Source organism: Ruegeria sp. AJ12, from assembly GCF_056536245.1.
In genome coordinates this window covers 4,018,172-4,044,956 of record NZ_JBQFJJ010000001.1, presented here as the reverse complement: position 1 = coordinate 4,044,956, position 26,785 = coordinate 4,018,172, and the positions used below count along the sequence as shown (strand labels likewise).

Annotated in this window: 26 protein-coding genes and 2 pseudogenes; 18 read left to right on the top strand and 10 right to left on the bottom strand. The window is 58.1% G+C overall.

Going from position 1 to position 26,785, the window contains the following annotated elements:
- The first annotated feature begins 194 nt into the window (after positions 1 to 194).
- Both ACR3E0_RS20300 and ACR3E0_RS20295 read left to right on the top strand, forming a co-directional pair.
- Positions 195 to 1,034, top strand: a complete 840-nt coding sequence (locus ACR3E0_RS20300; protein WP_480480906.1) for a DUF3299 domain-containing protein — start codon at positions 195 to 197, stop codon at positions 1,032 to 1,034.
- A 284-nt stretch (positions 1,035 to 1,318) separates the two neighbouring features.
- A complete protein-coding gene (locus ACR3E0_RS20295) occupies positions 1,319 to 2,920 on the top strand; it encodes a BCCT family transporter (protein ID WP_480475016.1) in 1,602 nt (533 codons plus the stop codon).
- A 585-nt stretch (positions 2,921 to 3,505) separates the two neighbouring features.
- Here the strand turns inward: ACR3E0_RS20295 and ACR3E0_RS20290 are convergent.
- Positions 3,506 to 4,207, bottom strand: a complete 702-nt coding sequence (locus ACR3E0_RS20290) for a GntR family transcriptional regulator (RefSeq protein ID WP_480475014.1) — start codon at positions 4,205 to 4,207, stop codon at positions 3,506 to 3,508.
- Positions 4,208 to 4,708: 501 nt separating this feature from the next.
- Between ACR3E0_RS20290 and ACR3E0_RS20285 the strand changes: the two genes are divergently transcribed.
- The 14 genes from ACR3E0_RS20285 (at position 4,709) to ACR3E0_RS20220 (ending at position 18,263) form a co-directional block, all read left to right on the top strand.
- Positions 4,709 to 4,954: a hypothetical protein gene (locus ACR3E0_RS20285; RefSeq protein WP_480480905.1), complete on the top strand. Its 246-nt coding sequence runs from the start codon at positions 4,709 to 4,711 to the stop codon at positions 4,952 to 4,954.
- Positions 4,881 to 5,687, top strand: coding sequence for a glycine betaine ABC transporter substrate-binding protein (locus tag ACR3E0_RS20280; RefSeq protein WP_480480903.1), 807 nt, complete (start codon positions 4,881 to 4,883; stop codon positions 5,685 to 5,687). The genes ACR3E0_RS20285 and ACR3E0_RS20280 overlap by 74 nt, the downstream gene beginning before the upstream one ends.
- A 78-nt stretch (positions 5,688 to 5,765) precedes the next feature.
- Complete coding sequence (locus ACR3E0_RS20275; protein WP_480475010.1) at positions 5,766 to 6,821, top strand: quaternary amine ABC transporter ATP-binding protein; 1,056 nt, start codon at positions 5,766 to 5,768, stop codon at positions 6,819 to 6,821.
- Positions 6,818 to 8,326, top strand: coding sequence for an ABC transporter permease (locus ACR3E0_RS20270; RefSeq protein ID WP_480475008.1), 1,509 nt, complete (start codon positions 6,818 to 6,820; stop codon positions 8,324 to 8,326). The genes ACR3E0_RS20275 and ACR3E0_RS20270 overlap by 4 nt, the downstream gene beginning before the upstream one ends.
- Positions 8,208 to 9,941, top strand: coding sequence for a GMC family oxidoreductase (locus ACR3E0_RS20265; protein ID WP_480475006.1), 1,734 nt, complete (start codon positions 8,208 to 8,210; stop codon positions 9,939 to 9,941). Before ACR3E0_RS20270 ends, ACR3E0_RS20265 begins: the two co-directional genes overlap by 119 nt.
- Positions 9,942 to 9,966: 25 nt before the next feature.
- The gene (locus tag ACR3E0_RS20260) at positions 9,967 to 11,439 is read left to right on the top strand and encodes an aldehyde dehydrogenase (RefSeq protein ID WP_480475004.1); all 1,473 of its coding nucleotides are present in this window, start codon (positions 9,967 to 9,969) and stop codon (positions 11,437 to 11,439) included.
- A 122-nt stretch (positions 11,440 to 11,561) separates the two neighbouring features.
- Complete coding sequence (locus ACR3E0_RS20255) at positions 11,562 to 11,723, top strand: hypothetical protein (RefSeq protein ID WP_480475002.1); 162 nt, start codon at positions 11,562 to 11,564, stop codon at positions 11,721 to 11,723.
- The gene (locus ACR3E0_RS20250) at positions 11,713 to 12,309 is read left to right on the top strand and encodes an amino acid synthesis family protein (RefSeq protein WP_480475000.1); all 597 of its coding nucleotides are present in this window, start codon (positions 11,713 to 11,715) and stop codon (positions 12,307 to 12,309) included. The genes ACR3E0_RS20255 and ACR3E0_RS20250 overlap by 11 nt, the downstream gene beginning before the upstream one ends.
- Positions 12,309 to 13,109: an alpha/beta fold hydrolase gene (locus tag ACR3E0_RS20245; protein WP_480474998.1), complete on the top strand. Its 801-nt coding sequence runs from the start codon at positions 12,309 to 12,311 to the stop codon at positions 13,107 to 13,109. Before ACR3E0_RS20250 ends, ACR3E0_RS20245 begins: the two co-directional genes overlap by 1 nt.
- A 17-nt stretch (positions 13,110 to 13,126) precedes the next feature.
- A complete protein-coding gene (locus tag ACR3E0_RS20240) occupies positions 13,127 to 13,366 on the top strand; it encodes a thiamine pyrophosphate-binding protein (protein WP_480480901.1) in 240 nt (79 codons plus the stop codon).
- The gene (locus ACR3E0_RS20235) at positions 13,294 to 14,814 is read left to right on the top strand and encodes a thiamine pyrophosphate-binding protein (RefSeq protein WP_480480899.1); all 1,521 of its coding nucleotides are present in this window, start codon (positions 13,294 to 13,296) and stop codon (positions 14,812 to 14,814) included. Before ACR3E0_RS20240 ends, ACR3E0_RS20235 begins: the two co-directional genes overlap by 73 nt.
- 1 nt (position 14,815) lies before the next feature.
- Positions 14,816 to 15,178, top strand: a complete 363-nt coding sequence (locus tag ACR3E0_RS20230; protein WP_480474995.1) for a carboxymuconolactone decarboxylase family protein — start codon at positions 14,816 to 14,818, stop codon at positions 15,176 to 15,178.
- Between the two features lie 218 nt (positions 15,179 to 15,396).
- Positions 15,397 to 17,304 (top strand): TRAP transporter permease, encoded by a 1,908-nt coding sequence (locus tag ACR3E0_RS20225; RefSeq protein WP_480480898.1) that lies wholly within the window; start codon positions 15,397 to 15,399, stop codon positions 17,302 to 17,304.
- Complete coding sequence (locus ACR3E0_RS20220) at positions 17,301 to 18,263, top strand: TAXI family TRAP transporter solute-binding subunit (RefSeq protein WP_480474993.1); 963 nt, start codon at positions 17,301 to 17,303, stop codon at positions 18,261 to 18,263. Before ACR3E0_RS20225 ends, ACR3E0_RS20220 begins: the two co-directional genes overlap by 4 nt.
- Positions 18,264 to 18,608: 345 nt before the next feature.
- Here the strand turns inward: ACR3E0_RS20220 and ACR3E0_RS20215 are convergent, their stop codons facing one another.
- The 4 genes and pseudogenes from ACR3E0_RS20215 to ACR3E0_RS20200 all read right to left on the bottom strand — a co-directional run bounded on the left by ACR3E0_RS20215 (position 18,609) and on the right by ACR3E0_RS20200 (position 20,720).
- A complete protein-coding gene (locus ACR3E0_RS20215; protein WP_480474991.1) occupies positions 18,609 to 18,740 on the bottom strand; it encodes a hypothetical protein in 132 nt (43 codons plus the stop codon).
- A gap of 42 nt (positions 18,741 to 18,782) precedes the next feature.
- A pseudogene (locus ACR3E0_RS20210) lies at positions 18,783 to 19,529 on the bottom strand (IS5 family transposase); the annotation flags it as partial.
- Positions 19,530 to 19,923: 394 nt separating this feature from the next.
- Positions 19,924 to 20,295, bottom strand: coding sequence for a putative sulfate/molybdate transporter (locus ACR3E0_RS20205; RefSeq protein WP_480480896.1), 372 nt, complete (start codon positions 20,293 to 20,295; stop codon positions 19,924 to 19,926).
- Complete coding sequence (locus ACR3E0_RS20200; protein WP_480480894.1) at positions 20,259 to 20,720, bottom strand: hypothetical protein; 462 nt, start codon at positions 20,718 to 20,720, stop codon at positions 20,259 to 20,261. Before ACR3E0_RS20200 ends, ACR3E0_RS20205 begins: the two co-directional genes overlap by 37 nt.
- Positions 20,721 to 20,807: 87 nt before the next feature.
- Between ACR3E0_RS20200 and ACR3E0_RS20195 the strand changes: the two genes are divergently transcribed.
- A complete protein-coding gene (locus ACR3E0_RS20195; RefSeq protein WP_480474985.1) occupies positions 20,808 to 20,960 on the top strand; it encodes a TOBE domain-containing protein in 153 nt (50 codons plus the stop codon).
- Here the strand turns inward: ACR3E0_RS20195 and ACR3E0_RS20190 are convergent.
- The 5 genes and pseudogenes from ACR3E0_RS20190 to tsaA all read right to left on the bottom strand — a co-directional run bounded on the left by ACR3E0_RS20190 (position 20,957) and on the right by tsaA (position 25,109).
- Positions 20,957 to 21,781 carry an ABC transporter ATP-binding protein gene (locus ACR3E0_RS20190; RefSeq protein WP_480480892.1) on the bottom strand — a complete coding sequence of 275 codons (825 nt, stop codon included), beginning with the start codon at positions 21,779 to 21,781 and terminating at the stop codon, positions 20,957 to 20,959. The two genes, ACR3E0_RS20195 and ACR3E0_RS20190, sit on opposite strands and share 4 nt — an antisense overlap.
- Positions 21,781 to 22,604, bottom strand: a pseudogene (locus ACR3E0_RS20185) (FecCD family ABC transporter permease). Before ACR3E0_RS20185 ends, ACR3E0_RS20190 begins: the two are co-directional and overlap by 1 nt.
- A 169-nt stretch (positions 22,605 to 22,773) precedes the next feature.
- Entirely contained in the window at positions 22,774 to 23,802 is a 1,029-nt protein-coding gene (locus tag ACR3E0_RS20180; protein ID WP_480474977.1) for an iron ABC transporter substrate-binding protein, read from the bottom strand.
- Position 23,803: 1 nt separating this feature from the next.
- Positions 23,804 to 24,595 carry a molybdate ABC transporter substrate-binding protein gene (locus ACR3E0_RS20175; protein ID WP_480474975.1) on the bottom strand — a complete coding sequence of 264 codons (792 nt, stop codon included), beginning with the start codon at positions 24,593 to 24,595 and terminating at the stop codon, positions 23,804 to 23,806.
- 16 nt (positions 24,596 to 24,611) lie between these two features.
- Positions 24,612 to 25,109 (bottom strand): tRNA (N6-threonylcarbamoyladenosine(37)-N6)-methyltransferase TrmO, encoded by a 498-nt coding sequence (gene tsaA, locus ACR3E0_RS20170; RefSeq protein ID WP_480474973.1) that lies wholly within the window; start codon positions 25,107 to 25,109, stop codon positions 24,612 to 24,614.
- Positions 25,110 to 25,735: 626 nt separating this feature from the next.
- Here tsaA and ACR3E0_RS20165 point away from each other — a divergent pair.
- Positions 25,736 to 26,635 (top strand): substrate-binding domain-containing protein, encoded by a 900-nt coding sequence (locus ACR3E0_RS20165; protein ID WP_480474971.1) that lies wholly within the window; start codon positions 25,736 to 25,738, stop codon positions 26,633 to 26,635.
- Positions 26,636 to 26,785 lie beyond the last annotated feature (150 nt).

Sequence of the window (26,785 nt, the reverse complement as noted above, 5' to 3'; positions counted from 1 at the left end):
CTGAGTGCCGGGGTCAGGGCACAACGTCTCAGATAGCGCGCGCATACAGGAGATTGGCGGGGAAGGAAAGGGAAACTGAGTGGGTCGGCGGTGCCTGCCTTGTCGTGATTGTGACCCCTTATCCGTAGACGCAGGCGTTAAATCCCCTAGAATTACGCTGTGCGGAAGAGACGATCCGCGATCGGAGAAAACGGATGACAATATGGGTGCGCATCATCGCGGCGGTTTTTACGATCCTGACGGGTCATGCCGTATGGGCATCCCCAACCCTGCCGCTGGACTGGCCGGATCTGCCGGACCCTTCGGTCCAGGTTTTCGAGGATCCGTTCCGCGACCTTACACCGGAACAGTTCGATGATGTGGTTTTTGCGGTGCGCCTGCGCGGGCGCCTGCAACAGGATGTTGGCAGCGCGGAAGAACGTCAGAAATGGCAGGAGCTTTTGGTCGAGACCGAGGATGCGCTGGACGCGGAGGGAATCGACATCGACTGGTTGCTGTCTCAGCGCGAGGCTGTCATCCAACGCCGCGAAATGGCCCATTCGGCGGGCAATCCGGTCTATGACGGCCAAACCGTGTCCATCGCGGGCTACGCCATTCCCGCGCCGCCGGACGCTGACGGGCAGTCCGTGGCCTATCTTGTGCCCGAACCCGGCATGTGCAGCCACTTACCGCCACCGTCCCCAAACCAGATGGTCCGCGTGGTGCTGTCTGAAAACTGGACGCCGGATTACGTCCATGAGCCCGTCCGTCTGACCGGCAGGCTGACCATCGATCCAACGGATCACGAGATGGTTGTTGTCGACGGGATGATGCCGATGCGGGCAACGTTCCGGCTGGACGCCGATCACATCGAGACGCTGGAAGAGGACGAGGATCAGCGCAGGAGCGTTCAGAGCCTCGTCGACCGTATTGCGCGGCGGCGCATCAAAAACCGGTGGGACTCAGGTTCAAAACTGATCTGGCTTGGGTGCTGTGATCCGAATGCTGGTCCCGGAACGATCTTCACCCCAATCCGCGGGCCCGGATCGGGATGAAGGCCGATGGGATAGTCTGTCCCGAACCGACCACGCCCTCCGCCAAATGCCCGCGCTCGATCGCCCAGTCGCTTGTGGTTCAAGAAACGCCGACGAAACCCTCCATTTCGGTGGGACAAATTCAGCAAACCGAATGCATTTTGTGAAATTTTGATGACGGTGTAGGGTGTTACCACGAACCCGCGGTCGAGATGACGGAAATGCGCCAAGGGGGTTACAAAACTCATAACCGTCTGCCGGCCGAATACCTTGGCGTTTGCACCTAGCGAACAGGGGGCAGTCGAATGGCTCAAACGAAGAAAATGCTGGATCCGGATCCCCGGATTTACGATTTCGAAACAGAGTATGAACTGGGGCAAGACAACGTCAGACCGTTTGGTCTGGATATTCACAACCCGGTTTTTCTGATCTCAAGTATCCTCATCTTTGCGTTCGTTCTGATCGCACTTGCAAACCAGGAAGCGGCAGCGACGTTCTTTGGATGGCTTCGGCCCTGGCTGACCAGCACCTTTGACTGGTTCCTCGTGCTGTCGGTCGATGCAATCACCTTGTTCTGTCTGGTTCTGATTATCCTGCCGGTCGGCAGCGTCCGGATCGGCGGAAAAGATGCCAAACCAGACTATTCCTATGCCGGTTGGATCGCGATGATGTTTGCGGCCGGTATCGGTATCGGTCTGTTGTTCTTCGGCGTTATGGAGCCGGTCTATTACAACTTTGCCGAGGGCGGCAACGCTGCACCACTGGGCATTGATATCGCGGTGCCGGGCAATGAATACGCCGGTGTCGTCGGCACCATCCACCACTGGGGCCTTGAAGGCTGGGCTGTCTATGCGGCGGTGGGTCTCGCCCTTGCGATCTTCAGCTATAACCTTGGTCTGCCGCTGACCCTGCGGTCGGCATTCTACCCGATCCTGGGTGAACGCGTCTGGGGCTGGTGGGGCCACATCATCGACACGCTGGCGGTCTTTGCCACCCTGTTCGGTTTGACGACGTCTCTGGGCCTCGGGGCGCAGCAGGTGGCTGCTGGCCTTTATGAGGTTTTTGGGATTGAACCCAGCCCGACCGTGGTCGTGTTGCTGATCATCGGTATCACGCTGATTGCGCTGGGCTCGGTCCTGATGGGCATGGATGCGGGTGTCAAACGGCTGAGCGAGATCAACATGATCATGGCCGTTGGCCTGTTCATCTTTGTGATCGCGGTCACCGGTATCGGCACGGCCATTGCGCGCTACTTCAGCGTGATGACCGACTATGTCACGATGTTGCCAGCCCTTTCGAATCCATTCGGACGAGAAGACACCAGCTATTTCCACGGCTGGACGACCTTCTACTGGGCCTGGTGGATCGCGTGGTCGCCTTTTGTCGGCATGTTCATCGCCCGCATCTCCAAGGGTCGGACGGTGCGCGAGTTCGTAATCTGCGCTCTGCTGGCGCCCACGGCGGTCTGTGCCCTGTGGATGTCGACATTCGGTGGCGCAGCCATCGACATGCTGAACGCAGGCGGCGCTGACGGTGTCCGTGCAACAGTGATCGACAGCTATGCCCCCGAAGGCGCGCTGTTTGGGTTCCTGAAGGAACTGCCGCTCTATAGCATCGTCGCACCAATCGCACTGGTTCTGATCGTGGTGTTCTTTGTGACCTCGTCGGACTCCGGTTCGCTGGTGATCGACACGATCACCGCAGGCGGCAAAATGGATGCGCCGGTGGTCCAGCGCGTGTTCTGGTGCACGCTGGAGGGGCTGGTCGCGATCGCATTGCTGCTCGGAGGTGGCCTCAGCGCCCTCCAAGGCGCGGCGGTGTCAACCGGTATCCCCTTCACGCTGGTGGTTCTGATCATGTGCTACTGTCTGTGGCTGGCATTAAAATCGGAACGGTCCAAGATGTGACGGTCATCCGGACTTGAAATACAAACGCTCGCTGAAAGGCGGGCGTTTTCCTTCTTTTCCTTACCAGGAATTCTGAGCCGCCCTCTTATTTTTCTTACTGCGGTGTCGCAAGACCGCTGTGAGCCCAAAACGCCGAATGCTGCACACGATAGGAACGTCTTTTCAGCCCAGAAACCCACATCTAGTTTTCGAATGCGATCAAGTGTTTCGCAAAGCGCCGGAAGTTTACAGACCAGTTTAAGGCCAAGGGGGCATTGGAAGCACCGCTGACAGTAACTTACGCCAGGGACGATCTGCGCAATGGGATTCTTGAAGTGCTCGGAGACCAAGTAGCAGTGGACTCCAAGAATTCGGATTTGCAGGAAAAATCTCAGATGCGCGTTAATCAAACATCGCGGCGCCTGACCTAAAGGGGCACGTGGCTTAAACAGGCGGGGCGGAAACCGGATCTTTGCTGCTTGTGCCGCTTTCACGAGTACAAATTGAGGCAGCGGACATTCAATCGGATCACTCGCAATCCGTAACACGGCGGTCCGAGCCCCCTGGAAGAGTTCTGTTACCGGCGCAAACTTCTTTTTTGCTTCCTCAAACCTGTGCCAGTTTCGAATCGGACAAAACACGCGTGAGGGCAACGCGTGCGGATTCCAGGTGAGCAAGGGACGCGGCGCGGGCCTCCAGCCGATTGCGTTCGCAGAGCGCAGATGCAAGGCGGCGCATCTCGTGGAGTGAGTCGTGACGTCTTTGTGGATCGCTCATCAACTGTGATCGCAGGTAGGAAATCCGGTCAATAACATTTTCCAGCGCCCGGCGGATTTCGCTGTTGCGGCAGCCATTGAAAATGATCGCAAAAAACCGTTCCTTGGCTTTGCGAATTCTGACGACACTTGCGGAGAGCATTGCCGCCTCAACCTCCTTGAAGGCGTGTTTAAGGTCCGCAATTTCCTGCTCGCTCGCGCGCTCTGTAAAGAGTTCGGCCGCAAGAGTTTCGACCGCTGCCCGCAACTCGAAGACTTCGTCAATGCTGTGAGAGGACATATCTGCGACGGTATAGCCTCGGTAGGATTGTCTGACAATCAAGCCGACGGCTTCAATATGCGACAGAGCTTCACGCAGGACCGACCGGCTTGCGCCGGTAGCATCGCACAGCTCTCGTTCAATCAGCTTCTCCCCTGCGTGATAGCGCCCATCGAGGATCGCTTCGCGAATCCAGGCTTGTGCAGCTTCTCGCATAGAAGAGCTTGATGCGGACGCTTCACTGAAACCTTGGTTTTGCAGGTCTGTGAACACACCAAGTGCCTCTTCTTTGTTGCTGGATCTTGGCAAAGGTATCTCCTCCCTCGATGGCTGCTTGGGCGGCAGTCGTCAGCATTATCAAGCTACATAGTGCCGACTCGACTTTGAGCCAAAGCCTAGCCCCGTCTGCTGCTTTGGGCAATATATTGTCTGACATTTTGATCAAGCTGGGCCGCCCGGATCAAGGGGTTTCCCGCTATTGCAGTGTGGGGTCAAGTGGAGGTGAGGGGTCAGATGTAGTTTAATCATTTGAAAATATGAGAAAATGTTTTGAACCGCTTACCATCTCCAAGAGTGGGATGCCTCGTGAAGCTTTATCTTTGTATACAATTATTGAACTTTTTAGTCGATATTTGGCAATAATGCCGATATAACCCACCTATGCATCAGTATTTTGTCATACAAAATGTCAAAGTCAGTGTGTTGACCGGAGTATAGTGGCGCCGACTTCTGGCGAAAAAGCCACTCAATGCCCGGCACAAAGGGAGGAGCAACATGTTTGGATGTAAAGCAATACTGGCTCGTGGGCTCAGGGCTTCGGTTGCCGCACTGATTGTCGGAACCGGCAGCGCAGCTGCCGAAACGATCACGATCAATGACAATCCCTATCCGTCATTTCAGGCGATCAAACACCTTTTGGCTATCCTGTTTGAGGAACGGATGGGGTATGAGGTCGAAACCAAACCCGGAGAGAACTCTGCGGTCTGGGCTGGAATGGACGCCCGGCGAGGGCGACTTTGATATCCATGCCGATACCTGGCTTCCAAATCAGCGTGCGTTCTTTGACAAATATGTCGATGGAAATGGGACGGTCGACTACAGTCGGAAACCGTATCACGGTTCCGGTGGGTTTTGTGTTCCTCGGTACTTCTATGAAGAACAGAATGTAAAATCGATCTATGATCTCGCGCGTCCGGAAATTGCCGCGCAGTTGGACAGGGACGGCGACGGCAAAGGCGAAATATGGATCGGTCGCAATGGTTGGGTGTCGACAAACGAGAACATGGTCAAGATCCGCGACTATGGGTTGTCAGACAGTCTAGAAGCGATCAGGGCTGAGGTTGGCGTGAACCAAGCCGCGATGGCTGATGCCGTCAAAAAGCACGAAGGATACGCCACTTTCTGTGCCAAACCGGATTCGGTTTGGGAAGCCTATGATCTGGTTAAACTGGACGAGCCGGAAAACGATGGCTCGGGTTGCTGGAAGCTGGTCGCTCAGTCTGAGGATGATTGGTTCGAGCGTTCCAAGATTACCTGTGCCAGTGCGCCTCTGACGATGCAGATGGCCTGGTCCAAGAGCCTTGAGACGCGTGCGCCGCTGGCGGTCGAGCTGATGTCCAACATCGAGCTTGATATCGAGACGGTGAACAGATGGTCCTACCAGATTGGCCATGAAGGCAAGGATCCGGAAAGCCTGGTGAGGGCGTGGATAGAGGCCAATTCCGCGCGCGTCGACAGTTGGTTCGGCCTCTGAAGTCGCAGCTGTCCGGTGCTCTCTTGAAAGGTGGGCACCGGGAACCATTCCAGCCCCACAACTCGGAACGTCTTTGGTATGTCGCCAAATCCCGCTATCGAACTCAAACATGTCTGGAAGATATTCGGCGAGGCCGAACCCGCTGTTCTGGAACAAATCCGAAGTGGTGGGATCGGCAAATCTGACGCTCTGGACCGGCACAATTGCGTAATCGGCGTGGCGGATGTCTCCTTGTCGATTGAAGAAGGCGAGTTGTTTTGTGTCATGGGGCTTTCCGGCAGTGGCAAATCCACGCTGGTCCGTCACATCAACCGATTACTTGATCCGACGTTTGGCGACATCGTGGTCGCTGGCCGTGAGATCACCAATCTCGGCTCGCAGGAACTGCGGCGCTTCCGGAACGAGCATATCGCGATGGTCTTTCAGAACTTCGCGTTGATGCCCCATAAAAGCGTCATCGACAACGTGGCTTTACCACTGGCAATTCGCGGGCTTCCCCAGAAACATCAGATGTCCAAAGCATATGATGCACTGGATATGGTTGAGCTGGGTGCTTGGGCCAACAAGTTCGCAGAAGAGCTGTCGGGAGGGATGCAGCAGCGTGTTGGTCTTGCAAGGGCAATAGCCGCTGATGCAGAGGTTCTGCTGATGGACGAGCCGTTCAGCGCCCTTGATCCGCTGATCCGTCGTCAGTTGCAGTCAGAGTTCGTAAACCTGGCATCCGTGATGAAAAAGACAACGGTCTTCATCACGCACGATCTCGAAGAAGCTGTTCGCATCGGGGACCGTATCGCGATCATGCGGGATGGGGCCATCGTTCAGACTGGGACGCCGGAGCAAATCATCTCAGGGCCGGCTGACGACTATGTACGCGACTTCGTATCGGGGATCTCGCGGCTCGGAGTGCTGCCGGCATCTGCTGTCATGTCTGACTTTGGCCAGTGGAGCACTCAACACGGAGCCCCGAATGAGAACGCGCGCCGACTGCGCGCCGATATGCGACTGGATGAGATGATCCGCATCGCAGCCCATGAGAGCGGCCCGATCGTGATCGTGGACGACCAAGAAACCGCAGTCGGAGTGGTGACGAAGTCCGACCTTCTGAAAGCCGCCATTCAGGAGGAAGCGCATTGACCAACGGACGTTATGACCGGGCCCGTGACACTGCGCTGGTGAGTTATCTGGGTCAAGAAGGCCGAGATCGTTATGCCGCAGTATTTGACAGGATTAGCGAAAGTCGTGGATTTGTCTGGTCGGTCAACCATGCGGCGTTGCTGTTGGGCCCGATCTGGTACGGCATGCGAGGTCTTTGGCCGTGGATGCTCGTTTTCACGCTCATCGAGAATTTGGCGCTGATTTTGATTGGACGAGGAATTTGGGCGGACCTTGCATCTTCGGTGACCGAGCGCATCGACTCTGTCGAGATTCAGCTGTCTTTGCGACAGGCTCAGCTGCAGGCCGCAATAGAAACAGGGGCGGCGAATGTCGACGCTTTGCGCCGCAACATTGAAGGCCTTACGGAGATCATCAAGCAAGCCAATAGCGAAGTTCAACAGATTGAAAACGGCCGCTTCGGTCTGGTGCTTGCCGGCTTCTTCCTGTTCGCCGCCTCTCGATTTCTGATGTCCGTTGTGGCCAACCCGATCCTCGCGCGGCGCTTTTCTGTCTGGCTCAGCACACGCGAAGAGCGAAAGCTCACGGATCGCTGGCGGCTGACTGTCGCCGTGGCGTTTGTTTTGGGCGTATTTGCAATCAGCTTCGGACACTACGTTCTTGCGATTGAAGCTCCGCTTGTGAGCGGGTTTCCCGATTTTCCTGAAATCAGGCGGGGGGCTGTCTATGTGATCGAGACGGTGTTCGACGCCATCACCATTTATGGTGACGGTTTCTTCGACTCGATTAGCTTCGGTATCCGTGTTGTCCTGGATTTTCTCGAAACGGTGTTTGTCCAAACCCCATGGATTATCGTGGCCGCGTTCCTGGTCGGTATCACGTTACTTTCCGCCAATTTGTCCGCTGCCCTGATTGCAGCCCTGTTCTTGGGCTATATCGGTCTTGTTGGGCTTTGGACGCTCGCGATGCAAACTTTGGCACTGCTGGGAACAGCGGCTTGCATCAGCATTTGCCTGGGTATTCCTCTTGGGATTTTTTCGGCGCGCCGACCGCGGGTCTATCGCATTATACGCCCAATTCTGGACATGCAGCAGACTGTTCCAACGTTTGTTTACATGATCCCGGTCATCGCATTTTTCGGCACGGGAAAGGCGGCGGCGGTCATAACGTGTTTGATCTTCGGGACGCCACCGGTCGTGCGCCTGACAGTTCTGGGTATTCAGAGCGTTCCAGCCTCCATTCGCGAGGCAGCGGTGGCTTTCGGTGCGTCTGAGTGGTTTTTGATGACACGGATTGAGCTTCCTCTGGCCGCACCCAGTGTTCGTGCCGGGATCAATCAGACCATTCTGCTCAGCCTGTTGACGGTGGTCGTCGCCTCGTTGATCGGTGCCAAGGGCCTTGGCGAAGATGTTCTCGAAGCGCTTCAATATGCTTCGATCGGCCAGGGGCTTCTCGCCGGTCTCGCAATCCTTTTCCTCGCAAAAATCCTTGACCGTATTTTCATGGGGACTCGCGATGGCGTCTGATCGGTTCGATTTCATCATCGTCGGCGCTGGGTCAGCGGGAAGTGCACTCGCTTCTAGGCTCAGTGGGTCCGGGCGTCACAGAATCCTCCTCCTGGAAGCTGGCGGTGAGGCAAACCACCCCTGGATGTCTGTCCCTTTGGGCGTGGGGCGCATGCTCGCCGATCCCTCGATCCTTTGGGCATTTCACACCGAGCCGGAGCCGGAAATGAAAGGGGCCAGGCTGTTTTGGCCCCGGGGCAAGGTGCTTGGCGGATCCAGCAGTATCAACGGCATGCTTTTCGTACGTGGCGATCCGGCCCATTATGATGAATGGCGCGAGTCCGGCTGTCCGGGCTGGGGATACGATGACCTTCTGCCGATCTTCAAGCGGATCGAGGATCGTCCCGACGGTGATCCGGAATGGCGCGGGCGCGGTGGCCCAATCAAGGTGACCGACATAGCTCACAGCGACGCCATAACCGAAGCGTTTTTGGACGGGTGTAAATCACTGGGGATTCCGCAGACGTCCGATTACAACGGGGCGCAATACGAGGGGGTTTCTTATCTTCAGCTGACTGTGGACAGGGGCAAACGCTGCGGGGCCGAGAGCGCCTACCTCAGGCCTGTCCGTGGCAAATCCGGCTTGTACGTGCGGACCCGCGCGCTTGTTGACCGCATTCTTTTTGAGGGCGGTCGCGCCGTTGGTGTCGAAGTCCGCAATGATGATGGAACCTCTGGCAGGTACTTTGCAGAGAAGGAGATTGTTCTCTGTGGCGGTGCGCTCTGCTCTCCGCTTGTGCTGGAGCGCTCTGGTATCGGAGATGAGCGCATTCTTCGCCAGCATGGCATTTCGCCGGTCGCACATCTTCCTGGAGTGGGAGCAAACCTTCAGGACCATTTGAATGTTCGCATCACCTATGAAACCACAAGATCAATCACGCTCAATGATGCGTTGAACAACCGCCTGCGCGGGGCGTGGATGGCATTGAAATACGCAATCACCAGACGCGGGCTCATGGCGACATCGACGGTGACAGTGCATGCATTGATGAAAAGCGAGCCGTCGCTGTCGTCTCCTGACCTCAAACTCCAGGTCGCGCATGTCACCGGAAAAGATCGGTTCTCAATGGCAAAAGGCCTCGGTGTGGATCCCTGGCCCGGGTTCAGTCTCAATTCATTTCAACTCAGACCAGCCTCACGCGGATCGATCCACATCCGGTCCAAAAATCCATCAGATGACCCGGTGATCGTTGCGAACTATCTCGGAGATGCGGGCGATCGGGACACCGTTGTCAAAAGCCTGAAAATTCTCAGACAATTGGCGCGTACCCCCTCAGTTAGCCAGCTTATCAAGCGGGAGGTATTGCCGGGTCCGGATGCCCAATCAGATGATGAACTTCTCGATTATGCGCGGTCAACCGGACAGACAAGCTGGCACACTGTGGGCACATGCAAGATGGGCGTTGACGGTATGGCCGTGGTGGATCCGGACCTCAAGGTTACGGGTCTCCGCGGTCTCAGGGTCGCCGATGCCTCGGTCATTCCTTTCATCGTGTCTGCGAATACGAATGCCGCTGCATATGCCGTAGGCGAAAAATGCGCAGATCTCATGTCTGCGGAGTGGAATGATGGATGAGTCCTCACATAAAGGTTCCGAAAAAATGAAGACATACAAGATGCTGATTGGCGGGGAATGGGTGCAATCCTCAGATGGTGGCACCTTCCCGAGCCTGAACCCGGCAACCGGCGAGAATTGGGCCGAGATTCCCGAGGCGAGCGCCGAGGATGTGGACCGGGCGGTGCGCGTCGCGCATCGGGCCTGCTATGACGGCCCCTGGTCCCGGATGACCGCCACCGAGCGGGGCCACTGCCTGCGCCGGCTGGCGGATCTTCTGGCGGACAGGTCCGAAGCCTTGGGGGAAATCGAGACCCGCGACACCGGCAAGATGTTCAAGGAGACCCGCTGGCAGGCGAAATACATCAGTGAGTTCTATCACTTCTTTGCCGGGGCTGCCGACAAGATAAACGGCGAGACGCTGCCGATCGACAAGCCGGACATGTTCGTCTTTACCGATCGCGAGCCGCTGGGAGTGATCGCAGCGGTGGTGCCCTGGAACAGTCAACTGTTCCTTTCCGCGGTCAAGATCGGCCCGGCGCTGGCAGCAGGCAACACGGTGGTGTTGAAGGCGTCTGAACATGCCTCTGCCGCGATGTTGGAATTTGGCAAATTGATCGCCGAGGCAGGTATCCCCGATGGTGTGGTCAATATCGTTACTGGTCACGGAGATCCCTGCGGTCGAGTGCTGACCTCGCATCCGCTGGTGGCGCGGGTTTCGTTCACCGGGGGTCCGGCTTCGGCGCGCCACGTGATTGGGAATACGCGGGAGAATTTTGCCGAAATCAGCCTCGAACTCGGCGGCAAATCTCCCTTCATCGTCTTTGACGACGCCGATTTGGAGAGCGCGGTGAACGGCTCGGTTTCGGGGATTTTCGCGGCGTCAGGGCAAAGCTGTGTCGCCGGGTCGCGTCTGATTGTCCAAGAGACTATCGCAGATACATTTCTGGAGCGCTTGGCCGCAATTGCAAAGACCGCAAAGATCGGTGACCCGATGGCGGAAGAAACGGAGATGGGTCCGCTCTGTACCCATGCGCAGATCGAAACCATCGAGCGGGAACTGGCGCGCGCAGTCGAACAAGGCGGACGGATCGTCTGTGGCGGCAAGCGCGCCAAAGCAGGCTCGGACATGTATTTTCAGCCGACAATTGTCGACTGTCCTCGCCCGGATCTGCACATCGTCGACACGGAGTTGTTTGGCCCGGTACTGAGTGTCCTGAGTTTTCGAACCGAAGAAGAGGCTCTGGCGCTAGCCAATGACACCGTGCATGGGTTGGCAGCAGGCATCTTCACCCGAGACAGCGCCCGCGCGCTGCGCATGAGCCGTGCGGTGCGTGCCGGAATCGTCTGGGTCAACACCTATCGGGCGGTGTCCCCGATCGCCGAGTTCGGAGGCATGAAAACCTCGGGCTATGGCCGTGAGAGCGGGTTTCAGGCCGTCTACGATTACACACGACCCAAGACGGTTTGGATGAACACATCGTCCGAGCCGCTGGGCAGCCAGTTCGTGGCCCGATGACCAAGCGGAAATGGGCATATCTTCGCTACTTTCGCCGGTGCGGAACCGACCGCCCCATCGGTCGGTTTCGAACAACTCGCGACATCGTTGGAGAAAACCCGCTTGTTGGGGGTGGCCAACAGGTGATTGGGAAACTGAAGACAAACAAAAGTACCGGCGGGAACGCCGTGCACCTCTACGCCTCGATAGAATTGGACATGCGGCGACGGCAGCGCCTGATGCGGTCATCTGTTGTCGAGGTCATGCCCGCATCCACTGAGAAGGAACCGATCCATGTCAATTGAGATTCGACGCACGTTGCTTTGGCAGCAGACCACTTATCTGGAGGGCTGGAAGAAGGTCCAAGAGCCGACACTTCTGGTGGCCGCAATGGCGATACTCAAGAACCCGTGGTTCGGGCGCGGTCATGTCGAGAATATGCGTCCTGAGATCATGGAACACGGGCCATTCGTGGGAAAAACGCTGACCGAGATGTTGCTGGACGTGACCGGCGACCGGTTGGAAGGCTGTGGCAAGGCGAGCGTTGTCGGCATGGGGGGCGAGATTGAGCACGCCCAGGCGATGACGCACACGGTCCATTTCGGCAATCAGTTGCGCGAAGCGGTGGATGCCAAAACCTACCTGGTCTTTTCCAACACGCGCGGCGCGGCCAATTGTTCGATCACTATACCGCTGATGGACAAAGACGATGGTGGGCGGCGGTCTCATTACCAGACGATCCAGACCTCGATCTGCGACGCACCCGCTGAGGACGAAATCATCGTCGCTCTTGGCGCGTCGGTGGGTGGGCATCCAAACCACCGTATCGGCGACCGCTATCAGGATTTGGCTGAGATGGGTCGCGATCCGAGCAATCCGGCGGGGGTGTAATGGCGGCTTTTAAGGCGGGCACCGCCTATGATCTGACGGGACCTGAGGGAGCGTCAACTGTGGTGTTGATCCACGGGCTCGGTCTGACGCGCCACAGTACATGGGGCCCGATTGTCCCGGTGCTCGCAGAGCGCTTCAAAGTGCTTTGTTATGACCTTCTTGGGCATGGTGAGACCGCCTTGCCAGAGGGGCCAGTGACCCTGACAAACCTCAGCGAGCAGTTGGTTTCGCTTCTTGATGAGTTGCAGATCGACCGGGCGGCGCTTGTCGGGTTTTCGCTCGGCGGGATGATCAACCGACGCTGCGCCATCGATCATCCCGAGCGTATTTCCGCGCTGGCGATCCTCAATTCCCCCCACGACCGGGGTGAAGACCAGCAGCGCCTTGTTGAAGAGCGGGCGCAGGCCACTGCATCAGGTGGGCCGGCCGCAGGTATAGAAGTGACACTGGCGCGCTGGTTTACCGACGCTTTTCGCCGCAACCACGCAAACACAGTTGCAGATATCCGCGATGTCGTTCTGGCCAACGATCCGGCCAACTACGCGGCACATAGGCAGGTGCTGGCCAAGGGTGTGCGCGAGCTCATCGCACCAGAACCGTCCATTATCAAACCCATGCTGGTGATGACCAGCGAACATGACAGCGGTTCCACCCCGGCAATGAGCCATGCGATCGCCGCTGAGACCCCGGGTGCGGAAACCGTCATTATACCTGAACTGCAACATCTCGGGCTGATCGAACGGCCCGATCTCTTCTCTAAGCCGATCCTCCAGTTTCTGGATCGTGCATTGGCAAACTGACAAAGAAGGAAAAACCAATGATCCAGCTTTCCGGCGGACAGGCTGCTGTCGAGGTGCTCAAAGCCGAAGAGACAAAATTCGTCTTTGGCCTGATCGGTTCGGCGACGATGGAAATGTTCGATGCGCTTTATGACGCAAAGAGATCAATTTCATCGGCGTGCATGATGAACGAACCGGCACCCATATGGCTGACGGCTATGCCCGCGCGAGTGGCGAGACCGGCGTGGTGCTTGCGGGTCAGAACGGGCCGGGCGTGACGAACCTCGTGACCGGACTGGCCCAGGCCAGAGCCGCCTACACGCCCATCGTTTCCATTGGCGGTGCGCTGGCATCAGGCCATGTCTATCGCGATGCCTTTCAGGAGGTGGACCAACAGGCTTTGCTTACGCCGGTTACCAAGAAGACCTGGACCGTACCTTCGGCTGATCGTGTGCCGGAACTGGTGCAAGAGGCGTTCCGTGTCGCCAACGCCCCGCGCAAGGGTCCGGTACATCTGAACCTGCCGCGCGACGTGCTTTCGGGGCAGGCAGAGTTTGTGCAGGCGCCCAAGCCCGGGGGCTACCGCCCGATCTGTACCAGCGCTGCTCCGGAAGCGGCAATTGCCGAAGCTGCCCGGATGCTGTCCGAGGCGACCCGCCCGGTGATCATGGTGGGCGGCGGCATCAAGAACACCGGTGCTGCCGATGGGGCCATTGCGCTTGCAGAGGCGTTCAACACGCCATTAGTGTCCTCTCCGGGCCATGGTGATGCCATTCCATTTGGTCACCCGCTGAATGCGGGGCAGATGGGACCGCGCGGCAACGCGGTCGCTTCGCGGCTTGTGAAAGAGGCGGATGTGATCCTCGCCCTTGGCACCCGGATCGGATTCAACGCAACCTTTTACAGCTACGACAATATCAACCGCGATGCGGCGATCATTCACGTTGAACAGGACCCCACTGCGATCGGCCGCTATTTCCCGGTCACGCTTGGTATCTGGGGGGATGCGCCGACCGTTGCCGACCAACTGCGGGCCGAGGCTGAAAAGCTGAGCCACCGCGCTCAGGCGGAGGCATGGACCAAAGGCTACTTAGCCGAGCGACAGGCCTATCTGGAACGCCGCGACACCGAGGCCGATGTGGCCAATTCCATTATCCAGCCCTCGGGACTGTTTAAGACACTGCGGGATGTCTGCCCGAAGGATAGCGCCTATACCATGGATGCGGGCACGCTGTGTCTTCAAGCCACGGATAAGCTGAACTACTGGCAGCCGAAAAGCCTGTTTACCCCCTTGGATTTCGGGCTGGTGGGGTTTTCTTTTGCCGCTGGACTGGGTGTGAAACTGGCCTGTCCGGACCGCCCCGTCATCTCGCTGATGGGCGATGGCGGGTTCGGTATGACCACATCCGAGCTTTCGACGGCGGTGGATTACGGCATCAACACCGTGACCGTGGTGATGAATAACGGCTGTTGGGGAGCCGAAAAAGCCTATCAGCGGGACTTCTTCAACGGGCGTTACATCGGAGCGGACATATCCTCCCCGCCATTCGACAAACTGGCCGAACTCTATGGCGCAAAAGGGTATCGTGCGGACTCCCTGTCGCAAACTGCCGAGGCCATCGAAGCAGCACTGCATTGCGGCAAACCCGCTGTGATCGACGTGATGGTGGACCCGGCGGCGCTTTATTCTTTTCGCCGTGACAGTTTCAAGCACAGAGGGGGTTGAAATGACCACACACAAATATCCCGCGACCGAGGCGCAACGCGCAACCGGCGATTGGAATCCGTTCTGGAGCCAGTTGGAGGACCTCGATCCCGACTATCTGGAGGCCTTCCTGCAATTCCGCTCGGTTCCGCTGAAGGGTCCGCTGGATCAGAAAACCAAGGAACTGATCTTTATCGCGATCAACGTGGCCACCACACATCTGTGGCCGTCGGGCGCGCGTCGGCATATGGCCAATGCACTTGAGGCCGGGGCGACCAAAGAGGAAATCCTCGAAGTGATCCAGCTCACCTCGATCATGGGAATCCACTCTGTGACCATGGGCGTGCCGATCCTGCTTGAAGAAGTGGGAAAGGCAGGCGGATAACATGATTGACAGCAACCACCTGAATTTGCGGGACAGATTCTTCCGACAAGACATCTCTGAGCTATGCCGTTTTCTTTTGGTTCGGGCCAAACGACCAGACGCGGACGTGAGCGCTCTTTCTAAACTGTCTGCAAACGACAGTGGGTGCCGTCCGCTGGTTCGGGACAACTGCGAACTGGCACCTGGAGACCTACGCAACAGGGCAGGAGGCGCAGGTTATGTCGTCTGAAATCGATCGGATCGTGAATCATGCGTTGCGTGTTGTGGGGTTCGCGCTCTTTTTCTACATGGCTTACGCAACCCTGTTTGGACCATATAAAACAACTGTCGTTCATCTTGCGATTTTCGCCGCCGCAACGCTTTTGATCACATTTCTGGGGCGCACCCGTTCCGACAAACCGCTTCTCAGGACCGCGCAATGGATACTGGATATCGTCGCGGCCTGCGCGGCCGTCGGCAGCCTTCTTTATATCATCGTCGGATATGAACGGCTTTTGAACCTTTGGGGTTCCAGCTACTTGACGCAACGGGACACGATTGTGGGTCTTGTTCTGGTCGCAGTCGCGCTTGAGGCATCACGGCGGCAGTCCATCGTATTGGCGCTGCTGGGGGTTCTGAGCTGTGCTTACATGCTGTTCGGGGACAAATTGCCAGGCGTGTTTTCACATGCCGGCATGGATCTGCAGCGCTTCACCTACATCGTGACCTACACAAGTGAAGGAATCTTCGGGACCGGCCTGAAAGTCGCGGCCATTTACCTGTTCATGTTCATGATGTTCGGGTCTGTGCTGCAGGCAACAAAAACCGGCGACTTTATCATGAACCTGGCCAATGCTGGTCTGGGGCGGCAAACCGGCGGCGCCGCAAAGGGCGCCATGGTCGCATCTGCGGGGTTGGGCACGATGGTCGGCAGTTCGGTCGGCAACGTGGTTGCCACAGGATCGTTCACGATTCCGCTGATGATCCGAACTGGTTTCAAGCGCCATGTCGCCGCTGCTGTTGAAACCAACACATCCGAAGGGGCCCAGCTTGTACCGCCGATTATGGGTGCATCGGCTTTCATCATGGCCCAGATCACGGGGATCTCTTATGCAACAATCGCTGTGGCCGCTCTCATTCCTGCATTTCTATACTATCTTTCGCTGTACTGGGTTATTCACATCGAAGCTCTGAAGGAAGGGCTAAAGGGTCTTCCTGAAGATGAAATCCCCTCGGCACGCGATTGTATCGGGGATGGCTGGCATCTGATCATTGCGCCAGCATTGCTGTTCTACCTGCTGATTGTGGAGAACTATACCGCCTCTTATGCCAGCCTGATCGCTCTGACTGTGGCTCTGGTGGTCGGGGCTCTGCGCACCGTAACACGTGTGCCTCTGTCAGACCTCCTCGGGCAAATGGATCAGGGTCTGCGGCAGGCCGCGGCAATCACCGCATTGATTATCTCCATTGGTCTGCTTCAGGCGGCCATTGTGTCAACTGGGTTAGGGCCGCGCCTCACCGAGATCATCTTGTCAATCAGCGATGGCTCAATGTTGATTACCGCCCTGCTGGCGGTGATTGCGGCAACACTACTTGGTATGGGCATGCCGACGCCGATCGCATATCTGCTTTTGGCCATGTTTGCCGCACCGGCAATGATCGCCTCGGGCGCGCCGATATTGGGAACTCATCTGTTTCTGTTCTATTTCGCGATCAAATCCGGCTCGACGCCGCCGGTCGCGCTCGTTGCCGTCGTCGCTGCAGGTATCGCACGCGCAAACTGGTGGACAACGACCATCGTCGCGTTTGTGCATTCGCTGCCCGGTTTCATTGTAGCCTTTATGTTCCTTTACTCCGAGGCTTTGCTGATGCAAGCGGCCTGGCTGCCGGTTGTTCTGGCGGCCGTCACCGCCAGCGTTGGGGTGTTTGCAATGGCGGCCGGAATACAAGGTTGGTGCGGCGGCTGGATCACGTGGATCGAGCGCTGCCTTCTTGTGCTGGCGGCCGTCGCGATGCTGTTTCCAGGCCACCTGCTCGGGCTGGCAGGTATGGCCATCGTTGCAGCGATTTTTTTCCTTCGCAGAAGATATCCAATCAAAACAAGACTCGATCACCCAACCCAATCCAACAAGGAGAACCCACTATGAAAATCAAACTACTCGCAGCCGTTGCGGGCGTGACGGTATCTTTGTGCACTCAGGTTGCGCAGGCGCAGCAACAGGCATCCATCGGAGCCAGCGGTTCGGGATCCGGACCGTATATCAACGGCGCCCTGATGGCCGACGTTGCCAACAAGTCGCAGGATGATTTCAAGTTTTCTGTTCAGACCACCGGAGGATACAGGGATAATCTGGGGCTGGTTTTGACCGATAAGGTGGACGTCGCGCTCAATACGCTGATTACGCTGAACTTTGCTTACAACCAGCGCGACCAATATGCTGAATCTCCGATGTCCGAGGATTTCAAGCGTCTCCGGTATGTCTTCAGTTTCGGCGCTGTTCCCCAGAACATCTTTGTGCGCGAAGACAGCGGCATCACATCCCTCGATGAGATCAAGGGCCATCCGTTCAACATCAACATCCCTTCCAGCTTCACCCATGGGATGAACCTTAAAATGCTCGAAGCGGCTGACATTCCGCTAGAGTCTTTCGATGTCGGCCAGATTGCCACCGGTCAGGTTTTTGACGAGATCCAGAATGGTGTTTTTGTCGGCGGCGCGCATGTTTATCAACTTGGTTTGGGGAATGCACAAAGGCTTTCGGCAACCATTCCGATCAGATACCTGGACGTTTCGGAAGATGTGGTTGCAAGAATGAATGAAGAGTACCACGGATTGCTGGTTCCCTACACAATTCCTGCTGGCACGTACAATGGTCAGGATGAAGATATCAGCACCTTTGGGCTCGCCCAAGTGATCTTCACGGACGACAATGCCGATGAAGAACTCATTTATCAGTTCACCAAGGCGTTTTGGGAGAACATTGGTGACATGCAGGAGACGAATACCAGCTTCAGCGGTATGAATCCTCAGCTCGGTGCTAAGCTCTATGGAGTTCCGATGCATCCCGGCGCAGAACGCTATTTCAAGGAAATTGGTGCAATGTAACTGACGATCCAATTGTGCGGCCAGCAAGTTCATTCCCCGGGGTGCAAAACCCGGGTATCGCTGGCCGCCCATTGACCGTTTCGCAAGTACAGCTTTAGTCAGATCGGTATTGAAAAACAGCTTGCCTGCCTTTTAAGGCGATGGCGCGCCACAGCGGGTACTGATGTGTAGTAAGGCGGCATGGAACGTGAGGTCCGGAATCGGGCTTCGGTTTTCTGACCTTTGTAACACAAGCACCGACGCCTCAAACGCCTCGCGACAACGTCTCTGTTACGTCCCTGTCGGCGGCGGTGCTATACGGCGGGCGGCTTTTTGGCTCGATAGATGGGGCTATTCTTCGACGTTTTAGTAGTTTTTCTTGTTGGCTAAGCCTCTCCTTGTTCCTGTCTTGACGATGTTCACGGCCAATACACCAGTAATGGCGACCTCGCTGCTGCAACGGTAGCCGAGTATTTGCAGCAGAAGAACGTGCAGCATTTTCGACCCCCGGGTGACATTGTGCCGATCTAGGCTCAGGAGTCATGGCCAATGAATGACAATTGCCGCGAGAGCGATGGCTGAAAGGAAGACCTTGGGGCAACGGTCGTAGCGTGTCACCACACGGTGCCAGTCCTTCAATCTGCCAAATATGATCTCAATCCGATTGCGGCGTTTGTAGCGGCACTTGTCGTATCGGACAGTTGTCTTGCGCTGTTTGCGGCCTGGGATGCACGCGCGTATCCCTTTGTCTTTCAACGCTTCTGTGAACCAATCGGCATCATAGCCGCGGTCACCCAGCAACCATTCGACATTGGCAGACGGCTGACCAATGCCCTTGCACCGATGTAGTCGCTGACCTGACCGGCGGTGACTAAACAGATACAAAGGGTGTCATTTGCCATTGTGCTTGAACCAATGGCGCACCATGGCTCATCTGTCACAAACCGCATGCAGCTTGGTATTCATGCCGCCCTTGGTGCGCCCGATCAGACGTCCACGTCCCCCTTTTTCACCGCAAGGCTGGACGCTGTGCGATGGGCTTGAGGCACGTTGCATCCATTGCCCGGCAGGGCATCACGCAGTGATGCCCTCAGAGGGGATCATGACCGTCTTCTGCTCGTCGTGTTCCGCGGCAAGACCGACCAACATCTGGGCAAAGATACCTTTGTCACTCCATCGCTTCCAAAGATTATAGAGCGTCTTGTGTGGTCCATATTCCCTAGGTGCATCGCGCCACCGTAACCCCTTGCGATTGACAAAGGTAAACCTCCCAGATACTGCTCTCCGCACCGACTTATGAAAAGTCGATCAAAGCCGCCGTTCAAGACGTCTCGTGAGTTGATCCCGTGAGGGATGACAGCGATTAGCGCCTGATTTCAACAAATCCGGCGAGTCCCTGTGCAACGCATGTTCACCCGTCGATCGCGCGGTCTATCGCCCTGCCGCGCTGATCGCGTTTTGGGTTTCTTCTTGATCTATTATGGTTTTCTGGGTCGTTCCAACAGCTTCGTGCGATTGGCGCAGATGATATCCGGCTACCGAAGAGCGTTCGTCACGTGACGCAAGATACGCTTTCGCACGATTTCCGCTAGCGCGCCAAGGGCGGTGACGGCTATGACAGGTCTGCAGGATGGCTGTGCGTCGATCAGCCGTCGGTTGGCCGTCAACTCCACCGAAGCAATCAGCAGCAGCGCCCCAATGTGGCCATCGGTATCGACGTCAGCGCGATCTGTCTCAACGGGTCTGGCACCAGAGCGAGCACCAGCAAGCCTGCTCCAAGCAAGAGCGGCGTGCCGCCGGTCCTGGCTCCAAAGCGATGATGCGCGGCGACGCCGCCGGCACCGTGGCACATCGGGAGTGCTCCAAAGGGTGCTAGAAGAAGATTGGCCGCCCCGGATGTCTGGCACAGTCTGCGGGGTGTCACGTGATCGGCGCGCGGGCCATAACGGTCCCTGCGACCAGTGCTGTCAGGAACACCGCATTTGTCAGCGTCAGGCCAGTTGTGCCAAGGCGAAATCAGTCGCCGCGGTCCGAAAGTCGGCGAGTGCTCCATTTCGCTGACCATTGTGCTGCCGCAGATGCAACGAGCGTCGAGTCACCGGATAAACCAAACACGGCGCCGGGCGCCAAACCACACAGGATTGTCACAATTGCGGCATGCGCCCCGAAGCGCAAGGCGGCGGCGACACCTAGTGAAATGATGCCAACACCAACATGGTCTGTCATCCAGCCGAGCGCAATCCAGCCCAGAGCTATCCCAAGCTCCAGTTGCAGCCCGGAAACGACGGACTGCGGCATCAGACGTGTAAGTCTGTCGATAAGGCCGCTGGCACCCAATGCCAGGAGAACAAGGCCGATCAATACGCCGCGCAGGGCGATTGCGCCAATCATCAACGGCAACAGCGTCCCGATATCGCCGAGCGCGCCATTGGCTTCGCGAAGATCGAAGCGGAAGCTGGGGTCTTCCTGATCTTTCACTCACATCTCTATTATAAGGGACACATTGGACTTCCGACGCCTGATCATAGTGCCAGCTTCAACCGCGAACCAAGGCCGGCGCGAGAGATGAAACTGTCTGCACCGAACAGGCTGACCGGACCTGCTTGCGCAACCGACAAGGTACCTTCCATTCCGCAGTATGGATCGGGGTCGGTGACGGCGATGATCACCAAGGCCTCGGTCGACGATCTGAGGCTAGTGATCGGCAAGACGGCCTAGACACTTGCCAAGGCATCGGGTGTCGTCATCGGTGCGGTTTGGCGACCGAGCGATGGAAGACAGACTTTTCGACCCGAACCGGTGGTTTCGACGGCGATCTCAAGATCGTAGACCTGGCTCAGATTGGGCCCTGTTAGGACATCGGTCGCGCGGCCCTCCGCGTGCGCCCGCCCATCTTTCATGAGCAGGACGCGGGCGTCGAGGGCGAAAGCCTGGTCGGGATCGTGAGTCGAAAGAATGACACTGCGCCCGGTCACTGCGACATCTCTGACCAGCGTCTTGATCTGCGCAAGCACCTGGGCCTGATTGCCGAAATCGAGGCTGGCGGTCGGCTCATCCATCACAATAAGGGAGGCTTCCTGAGCCAGCGCGCGGGCGATCAGCACAAGCTGCCGTTGTCCGCCGGACAGCCGCGAATAATCCCTGTGCGCCAGATCACCGATGCCGAGTTGCCGCATCGCGTTCAGGGCAATTTTTTGATCACGCTGTCCGGGTTGTTCGAATGTCCCGAGGCGCGCGGTGCGCCCCATCAGTACCACCTCAAGCGCGTCGAACGGAAAGGGTGGCGCGTGGGCCTGGGGCACATAGGCGACCCGCCGGGCAATTTCGGCACGGCTCTGTGCCGTGATCGGTTTCTCGCCAAGCAGAACCTGTCCCGACAGCGCGGGAAGAAGCCCAAGCAACGTGCAGAACAAGGTTGTCTTGCCACATCCGTTGGGTCCCAAAAGGCACAGAATATCTCCGGGGTGCACGGCAAGGTTCAGGCCCGTGCCGATCTCGGTCTTGCCATACCCAAACGCCAAATCCCGAGCCTCAAGCATCAGGTCCAGCCCCGCCGTCCAAAGGCCAGCAGCCAGACGAAGAACGGCGCACCGATGACGGCGGTCAGGATGCCGAGCGGGACTTCGACCTGCGCCATGGTGCGGGCAAGCGTATCGACGATCACCAGGTATCCCGCCCCGATCAGAATCGAGACCGGCAGCAGCCGCCCGAAGCCAGGGCCCACAAGCATCCGCGCGATATGCGGGATGACAAGGCCGACCCAGCCGACGATGCCCGCCAATGCGGTGACACTGGCGGTGATCAGCGTGGCGGCGGCGATCACGAGAAACCGGGTGCGCCCGACCTCGATCCCGAGGGCGCGGGCCTCCTCATCGCCAAGGCTCAGGACGTTGATACGCCAGCGCAGCAGCGCCAGCGGCACAAGCCCGATCAGCACCATCGGCAGCGCGGGCAGGATATCTTCGGTGGTGATCGCCGCAAGCGAGCCCAGCAGCCAGAAGGTGATCGCGGGAAGCTGATCATACGGATCGGCCATGACCTTCAGCAGAGAGGTCGCAGCGCCGGCCAGGGCGCCGATCACCACGCCGATCAGCACCAGCGTCAGCGTCCGGTCGGTATTGCGGACCATCGACGCCACCAGCATCACGAACCCAACAGCGATCATGCCGCCGACAAAGGCCGACGCCTGGATCGCGGCGACCGGCAATGAGAAAAGATACCAGCAACCGCACCAAGACCGGCCCCGGCCGAAACCCCCAGAATATCCGGGGACACAAGCGGGTTTCGGAACAGCGCCTGATAACTTGCCCCGGCAGCGGCCAGCGCCGCGCCGACCAGCAGTGCCGCGGCGACACGCGGCATGCGGATGTTCCAGACCACGATTTCGGCCTGGGGTCGCCCCGGCCCAGCAGCGCCATCAGCGTCTGACCGGGTTTCAGGCCAAAGGGCCCGATCATCACCGCCGTAGAGACCAGCGCCACCAAACACAGCGCCAGCCCGCTGGTCAGCGTCAGGATCGGACGTCGTTGTGTTACATCGGCGGTCGTCCCTCGGCCCATTCGAGCAGCCTCTCTAGTTCTTCTTCGGTCAGATCGACATGATAGTAGAGCTCATAGAAAGCGCGGGTATCTTCGCGCAGATCCCCCTGCCATTGGTCTGGATAGAGCAGGCCCGTCATCCAGATCAGCCCTATCATCCGGTTGAGCGATGGCGGGCGGTCGATCCAACCGAAAGGTGCCGTGGGGGAGAGATAGACCCGGCCATCGTGCACGGCATCGATGCTGTGCCAGAGCGGGTCGTCGAACACCGCTCCGTAGAAGTTGGGATCCCATGTCACAATGGTGTCCGGGTTGGCCACAATGACCTGCTCCATCGAGGCCTGGACAAGCCCGCGTGTCGTGCCCCCGTCGTCTGCGACGTTCCGCCCGCCAGCGCGTTCGATGATCTCGGTGTTGATTGAACCCTTCATGCCCGTTTCAAGCCCTTCCGGTCCTCGCGCAAGGTAAACGCGGGGCCTTTCTTCCTCAGGGACGTTCTCAAGAATGGCATCGATCCGGGCAAAGGTTCCTTCGACATGTGCCGCCAATTCCTCGCCACGCTCCGGCACGCCAAGCGCTTCGCCAAGCAGCCGAAGGGCGGCAGGTGTATTCTCGAACCGGCCATCAATCAGGAGATAGGGGATGCCTGTCTGCTCCTGAACACGGTTGGCAAGGTCGACATAGGTGTCGCGGACCGAGCCGAAATCGATGATCAGATCGGGCTGGATCTCCAGGACACGCTCAAGGTTTGCTTCACCGCCGCGCCCGGTGATGCGCCCTGTTTCGGGAATGTCGCGATAGGGCGCGGCGATGTAATCGCGTTCCTCGGAGCGCAGGGCGCGCGGCCAGCCGGTGAGGGCCTCAGGCTTCATGATATAGACAAGGATCGATGCCGGGGGGCCTGCGGCAAAGACGGTGTTCACCTCGTCCGGGATCTCCACAACGCGCCCGGCACTGTCGGTTATGGTGTGCGCTTGCACAGGCAGCGCCAAAACGGCAAAAAGCAGGATCAGGGCCCGCATATCAGTTCCCCTTTGGGACAGCCGCCGCTTCGAAGCCGTATTCCGCGAGCACCGACTGACCAGCCGGTGACAGGATGTGCAATGCGAGTCTCCAGGCCTCGGCGGGCGCGCCATCGAGCACGATCAGCCCGTAATCCGCCCCGACCGACAACGCCTCGGGCAGCTGCACGATTTGCAGCTCGGACAGCTCGTTCTGTGCAAGCACAGCGTTGGTGCAATAGGTCAGGAAAATGTCCGCCTGATCGCTGTCCAGGACCCAGGCGTAAGCGTTGCGCCCTTCGGGAGGTTTGGCGCTGTCGGGGCCTCCGGTGAGTTGCAGGGCCTTTCCCTTTAGCGCGTCGGCATGCCCCGACTTGTCGAAAAGTTCGAACGCATAGTCACCAGATGGGTCAGCTTTCGGTGTTGATGTGCCAAGGCGCACGTCGCTCGACAGCATCACGTCAAGCAGCGTTTCGGACGAGACTGCCACCTCTGGGCTGGCCAGCGCGCAGAGCCGATTGCGTGCAAAGAGAGCGACCGGCCCGCCTTTTCCCGCGCTTTCCAGCGTCATCGGATGACGCATGTTGGCCGATGCAAAGATATGGGCCGCCTCACCGGCCTCGATCCGTTCGCGCATCAGACCCGACGGGCCGAAATTCGTGACAAGCGGTGTTCCGTAGGTCGCGCTGTAGTCGGTTGCCACCTCCGAGAGAGCCGCTTTCAGGCTGCCCGCCGCGAAGAGCGATAGCTCGTCAGCCATCGCGGGTGTCATCGCAAGCCCCAGCAGGGCTCCCAGAATAAGCGGTTTTTGCATATTAGTCCTCCGATGATCATTTTGCTTGGCGTTGTGTGCCGTCCCGTTTCGCAGGCGCTTTCGGAGTGAACGCGCAGCGGTCCGGCTTGATGTCGACCAAAGGCGTCCCGTCGAGGCAGTCGAGGCCGCGCACATACAGATCGCTCCCTTCGATCCTTTCGAGCTTGACGATGGAGGTGCCGATAGGATTGGGCCGCACGGGTGAGCGAAGGGCGAAGGTTCCGAAGGTTTTCCCGTCGCCTTTCGGGCTTTGCAGGATCAAGTCGCGTCGGCCTTTGTCCAGCCAATAGAGCACCTCGATCATCCCATAGTCTTCGAGACCACGCAGCGCGCCGCGCCACAGCGGATCGAGCATCAATCGACACTCCGGCCCGTCAAGGCGGCCCTGAGGCGGGCAGTCTTCGCGGGATTGCCACGGTGTTCGGATTGTCCCGATGAAACGCAGGGCCGCATCGGACGCAGGCGCCAGATCAACCGTTTGCTCATTGGTCCGCAGATCATTCAAACTTGTCACGAGTCCCTCGGGAAATTATGCACTAATTTGCGTATATACTTCTCATCTAACTGCGCTCTTTCGTGATTTTGGCCTGAATTTTGACCTGAATCCAGCCTTGAAATCCCTTTTGATTGTTGTAGGTCCGATAAAGTTCCGGAAAAAATGCGGACTTCGGAAGCTTTGCAGAAGAACGGCTCAGCCTTCGGCCTCGCTTTCGAGCGTTCGCCATGACGCAACCCAGTTCTCATCGGCACGAACGCTCTGATAGGCCCCCCAAAGAGATCATCGGCATTCTCTTCTCCCTCCATTCTTGGATCTGGGCGCTGGTTTTCTGGGTGTGGAATATGCGCCGGTGATGATGACCATCGCCGTCTTTTCAGAGTGCCGAGATAGTTCGCCCGCTGTGTCGGAGACCGCTGAAGTCCACTTAGAAGTGTTTTAGGGATGTCCGTTGCGGTTGGTGACAGCGGGTCTTGCCCGGTTCCGCCGCACTCTCACCCGTCCGAGCGCGGTAATCACTGTGGTGGCAAATCGGTCATCACCCGTCCGATGACCAGCAGCTGTTCTTCCCAATCGCACGGCATACTTGATAAGATGGTCGAGAAGGCGGATAGAATACAATCCCGCTAACCGACCAAGATGCCATGGAAGATTTTGCCTTACCGGATCACGAATACCTGACGGTCAAGGAACTGGCCGACCTCCTTCGGCTGAAGGAGCGCAAGATATACGATCTGGCCTCGTCCGGCAGCGTCCCTTGCTCCAGGGCAACTGGCAAGCTGCTGTTTCCCGCCGCCGAGATCCGGGCCTGGATACAGCGGGCCAAATCCGGCGGTGTTGCGCCGCCGGATCCCCGTACCGAAGCGCGCCCGCCGATCATACTGGGCAGCCACGATCCGCTGCTTGACTGGGCGATCCGCCAGTCGCGGTGCGGGCTGGCAAGTTACTACGACGGGTCGCTCGACGGGCTCGACCGCTTCACGCGGGGCGAGGGAGTTGCGGCGGGGCTGCACATTCATGATGCAAAATCAGATCGCTGGAACGTGCCGGCCGTGTCGGCATTGGCCGCAGATCAGAATGCGGTGCTGATCACGTTCGCTACGCGACAGCGGGGGCTGGTCTATCATGCGGACGGATTCGTCCCTGCCGGCTTGACCGATCTTGCGGGCGGCCGTTTCGTTCCGCGTCAGACGACATCCGGCACGGAGACCCTGTTTCGCGAAGTTGCCCAGAAAGAGGGTCTGGAGCTGTCTCGCCTGAAGCTCGCAGACGTGGCACGCACCGAAGACGAGGCAGTCGAGGCGGTTCGACGCGGCGATGCGGATGTCACTTTCGGGTTAAAGGCTGTCGCACAAAGCTACGGTCTGGAATTCTTGCCCGTTATCGAGGAACAATTCGCTCTGATTGTGGACCGCAAATCCTGGTTCGACACGGCGATGCAAAAACTGCTGCGATTCTGCGCGACCACGGATTTCGACAGAAGGGCGCAGGCCTATGGCGGCTATGATACGGCGAAACTCGGCAAGGTGATCTGGAACGCCTGACAACAACCTCTGAAGGTCTGGAGCGTGGCGGCCGCGGCTCGCCCGGGTGGTTTCCCGATCGCAGACATATCGGCCATATGAATGTCGGTGAGGTTGTCAAAGGCCGTGAAATGGACATCCATGTAGCCGCCAAGCTCCGATCCGCCCTGG

Excerpts from the sequence above, each read along its gene's own strand:
- ACR3E0_RS20260 (WP_480475004.1), top strand. The coding sequence starts at position 9,967 with ATGAAGACATACAAGATGCTGATTGGCGGGGAATGGGTGCAATCCTCA.
- ACR3E0_RS20285 (WP_480480905.1), top strand. The coding sequence starts at position 4,709 with ATGTTTGGATGTAAAGCAATACTGGCTCGTGGGCTCAGGGCTTCGGTT.
- ACR3E0_RS20205 (WP_480480896.1), bottom strand. The coding sequence starts at position 20,295 with ATGGAGCACTCGCCGACTTTCGGACCGCGGCGACTGATTTCGCCTTGG.
- ACR3E0_RS20235 (WP_480480899.1), top strand. The coding sequence starts at position 13,294 with ATGGCTGACGGCTATGCCCGCGCGAGTGGCGAGACCGGCGTGGTGCTT.
- ACR3E0_RS20175 (WP_480474975.1), bottom strand. The coding sequence starts at position 24,595 with ATGCAAAAACCGCTTATTCTGGGAGCCCTGCTGGGGCTTGCGATGACA.
- ACR3E0_RS20165 (WP_480474971.1), top strand. The coding sequence starts at position 25,736 with ATGGAAGATTTTGCCTTACCGGATCACGAATACCTGACGGTCAAGGAA.
- ACR3E0_RS20215 (WP_480474991.1), bottom strand. The coding sequence starts at position 18,740 with ATGCTGCACGTTCTTCTGCTGCAAATACTCGGCTACCGTTGCAGCAGC.
- ACR3E0_RS20300 (WP_480480906.1), top strand. The coding sequence starts at position 195 with ATGACAATATGGGTGCGCATCATCGCGGCGGTTTTTACGATCCTGACG.
- ACR3E0_RS20245 (WP_480474998.1), top strand. The coding sequence starts at position 12,309 with ATGGCGGCTTTTAAGGCGGGCACCGCCTATGATCTGACGGGACCTGAG.
- ACR3E0_RS20240 (WP_480480901.1), top strand. The coding sequence starts at position 13,127 with ATGATCCAGCTTTCCGGCGGACAGGCTGCTGTCGAGGTGCTCAAAGCC.
- ACR3E0_RS20220 (WP_480474993.1), top strand. The coding sequence starts at position 17,301 with ATGAAAATCAAACTACTCGCAGCCGTTGCGGGCGTGACGGTATCTTTG.
- ACR3E0_RS20275 (WP_480475010.1), top strand. The coding sequence starts at position 5,766 with ATGTCGCCAAATCCCGCTATCGAACTCAAACATGTCTGGAAGATATTC.
- ACR3E0_RS20195 (WP_480474985.1), top strand. The coding sequence starts at position 20,808 with ATGAAACTGTCTGCACCGAACAGGCTGACCGGACCTGCTTGCGCAACC.
- ACR3E0_RS20190 (WP_480480892.1), bottom strand. The coding sequence starts at position 21,781 with ATGCTTGAGGCTCGGGATTTGGCGTTTGGGTATGGCAAGACCGAGATC.
- ACR3E0_RS20230 (WP_480474995.1), top strand. The coding sequence starts at position 14,816 with ATGACCACACACAAATATCCCGCGACCGAGGCGCAACGCGCAACCGGC.
- ACR3E0_RS20180 (WP_480474977.1), bottom strand. The coding sequence starts at position 23,802 with ATGCGGGCCCTGATCCTGCTTTTTGCCGTTTTGGCGCTGCCTGTGCAA.
- ACR3E0_RS20280 (WP_480480903.1), top strand. The coding sequence starts at position 4,881 with ATGAGGTCGAAACCAAACCCGGAGAGAACTCTGCGGTCTGGGCTGGAA.
- ACR3E0_RS20250 (WP_480475000.1), top strand. The coding sequence starts at position 11,713 with ATGTCAATTGAGATTCGACGCACGTTGCTTTGGCAGCAGACCACTTAT.
- ACR3E0_RS20225 (WP_480480898.1), top strand. The coding sequence starts at position 15,397 with ATGTCGTCTGAAATCGATCGGATCGTGAATCATGCGTTGCGTGTTGTG.
- ACR3E0_RS20265 (WP_480475006.1), top strand. The coding sequence starts at position 8,208 with ATGTTCTCGAAGCGCTTCAATATGCTTCGATCGGCCAGGGGCTTCTCG.
- ACR3E0_RS20295 (WP_480475016.1), top strand. The coding sequence starts at position 1,319 with ATGGCTCAAACGAAGAAAATGCTGGATCCGGATCCCCGGATTTACGAT.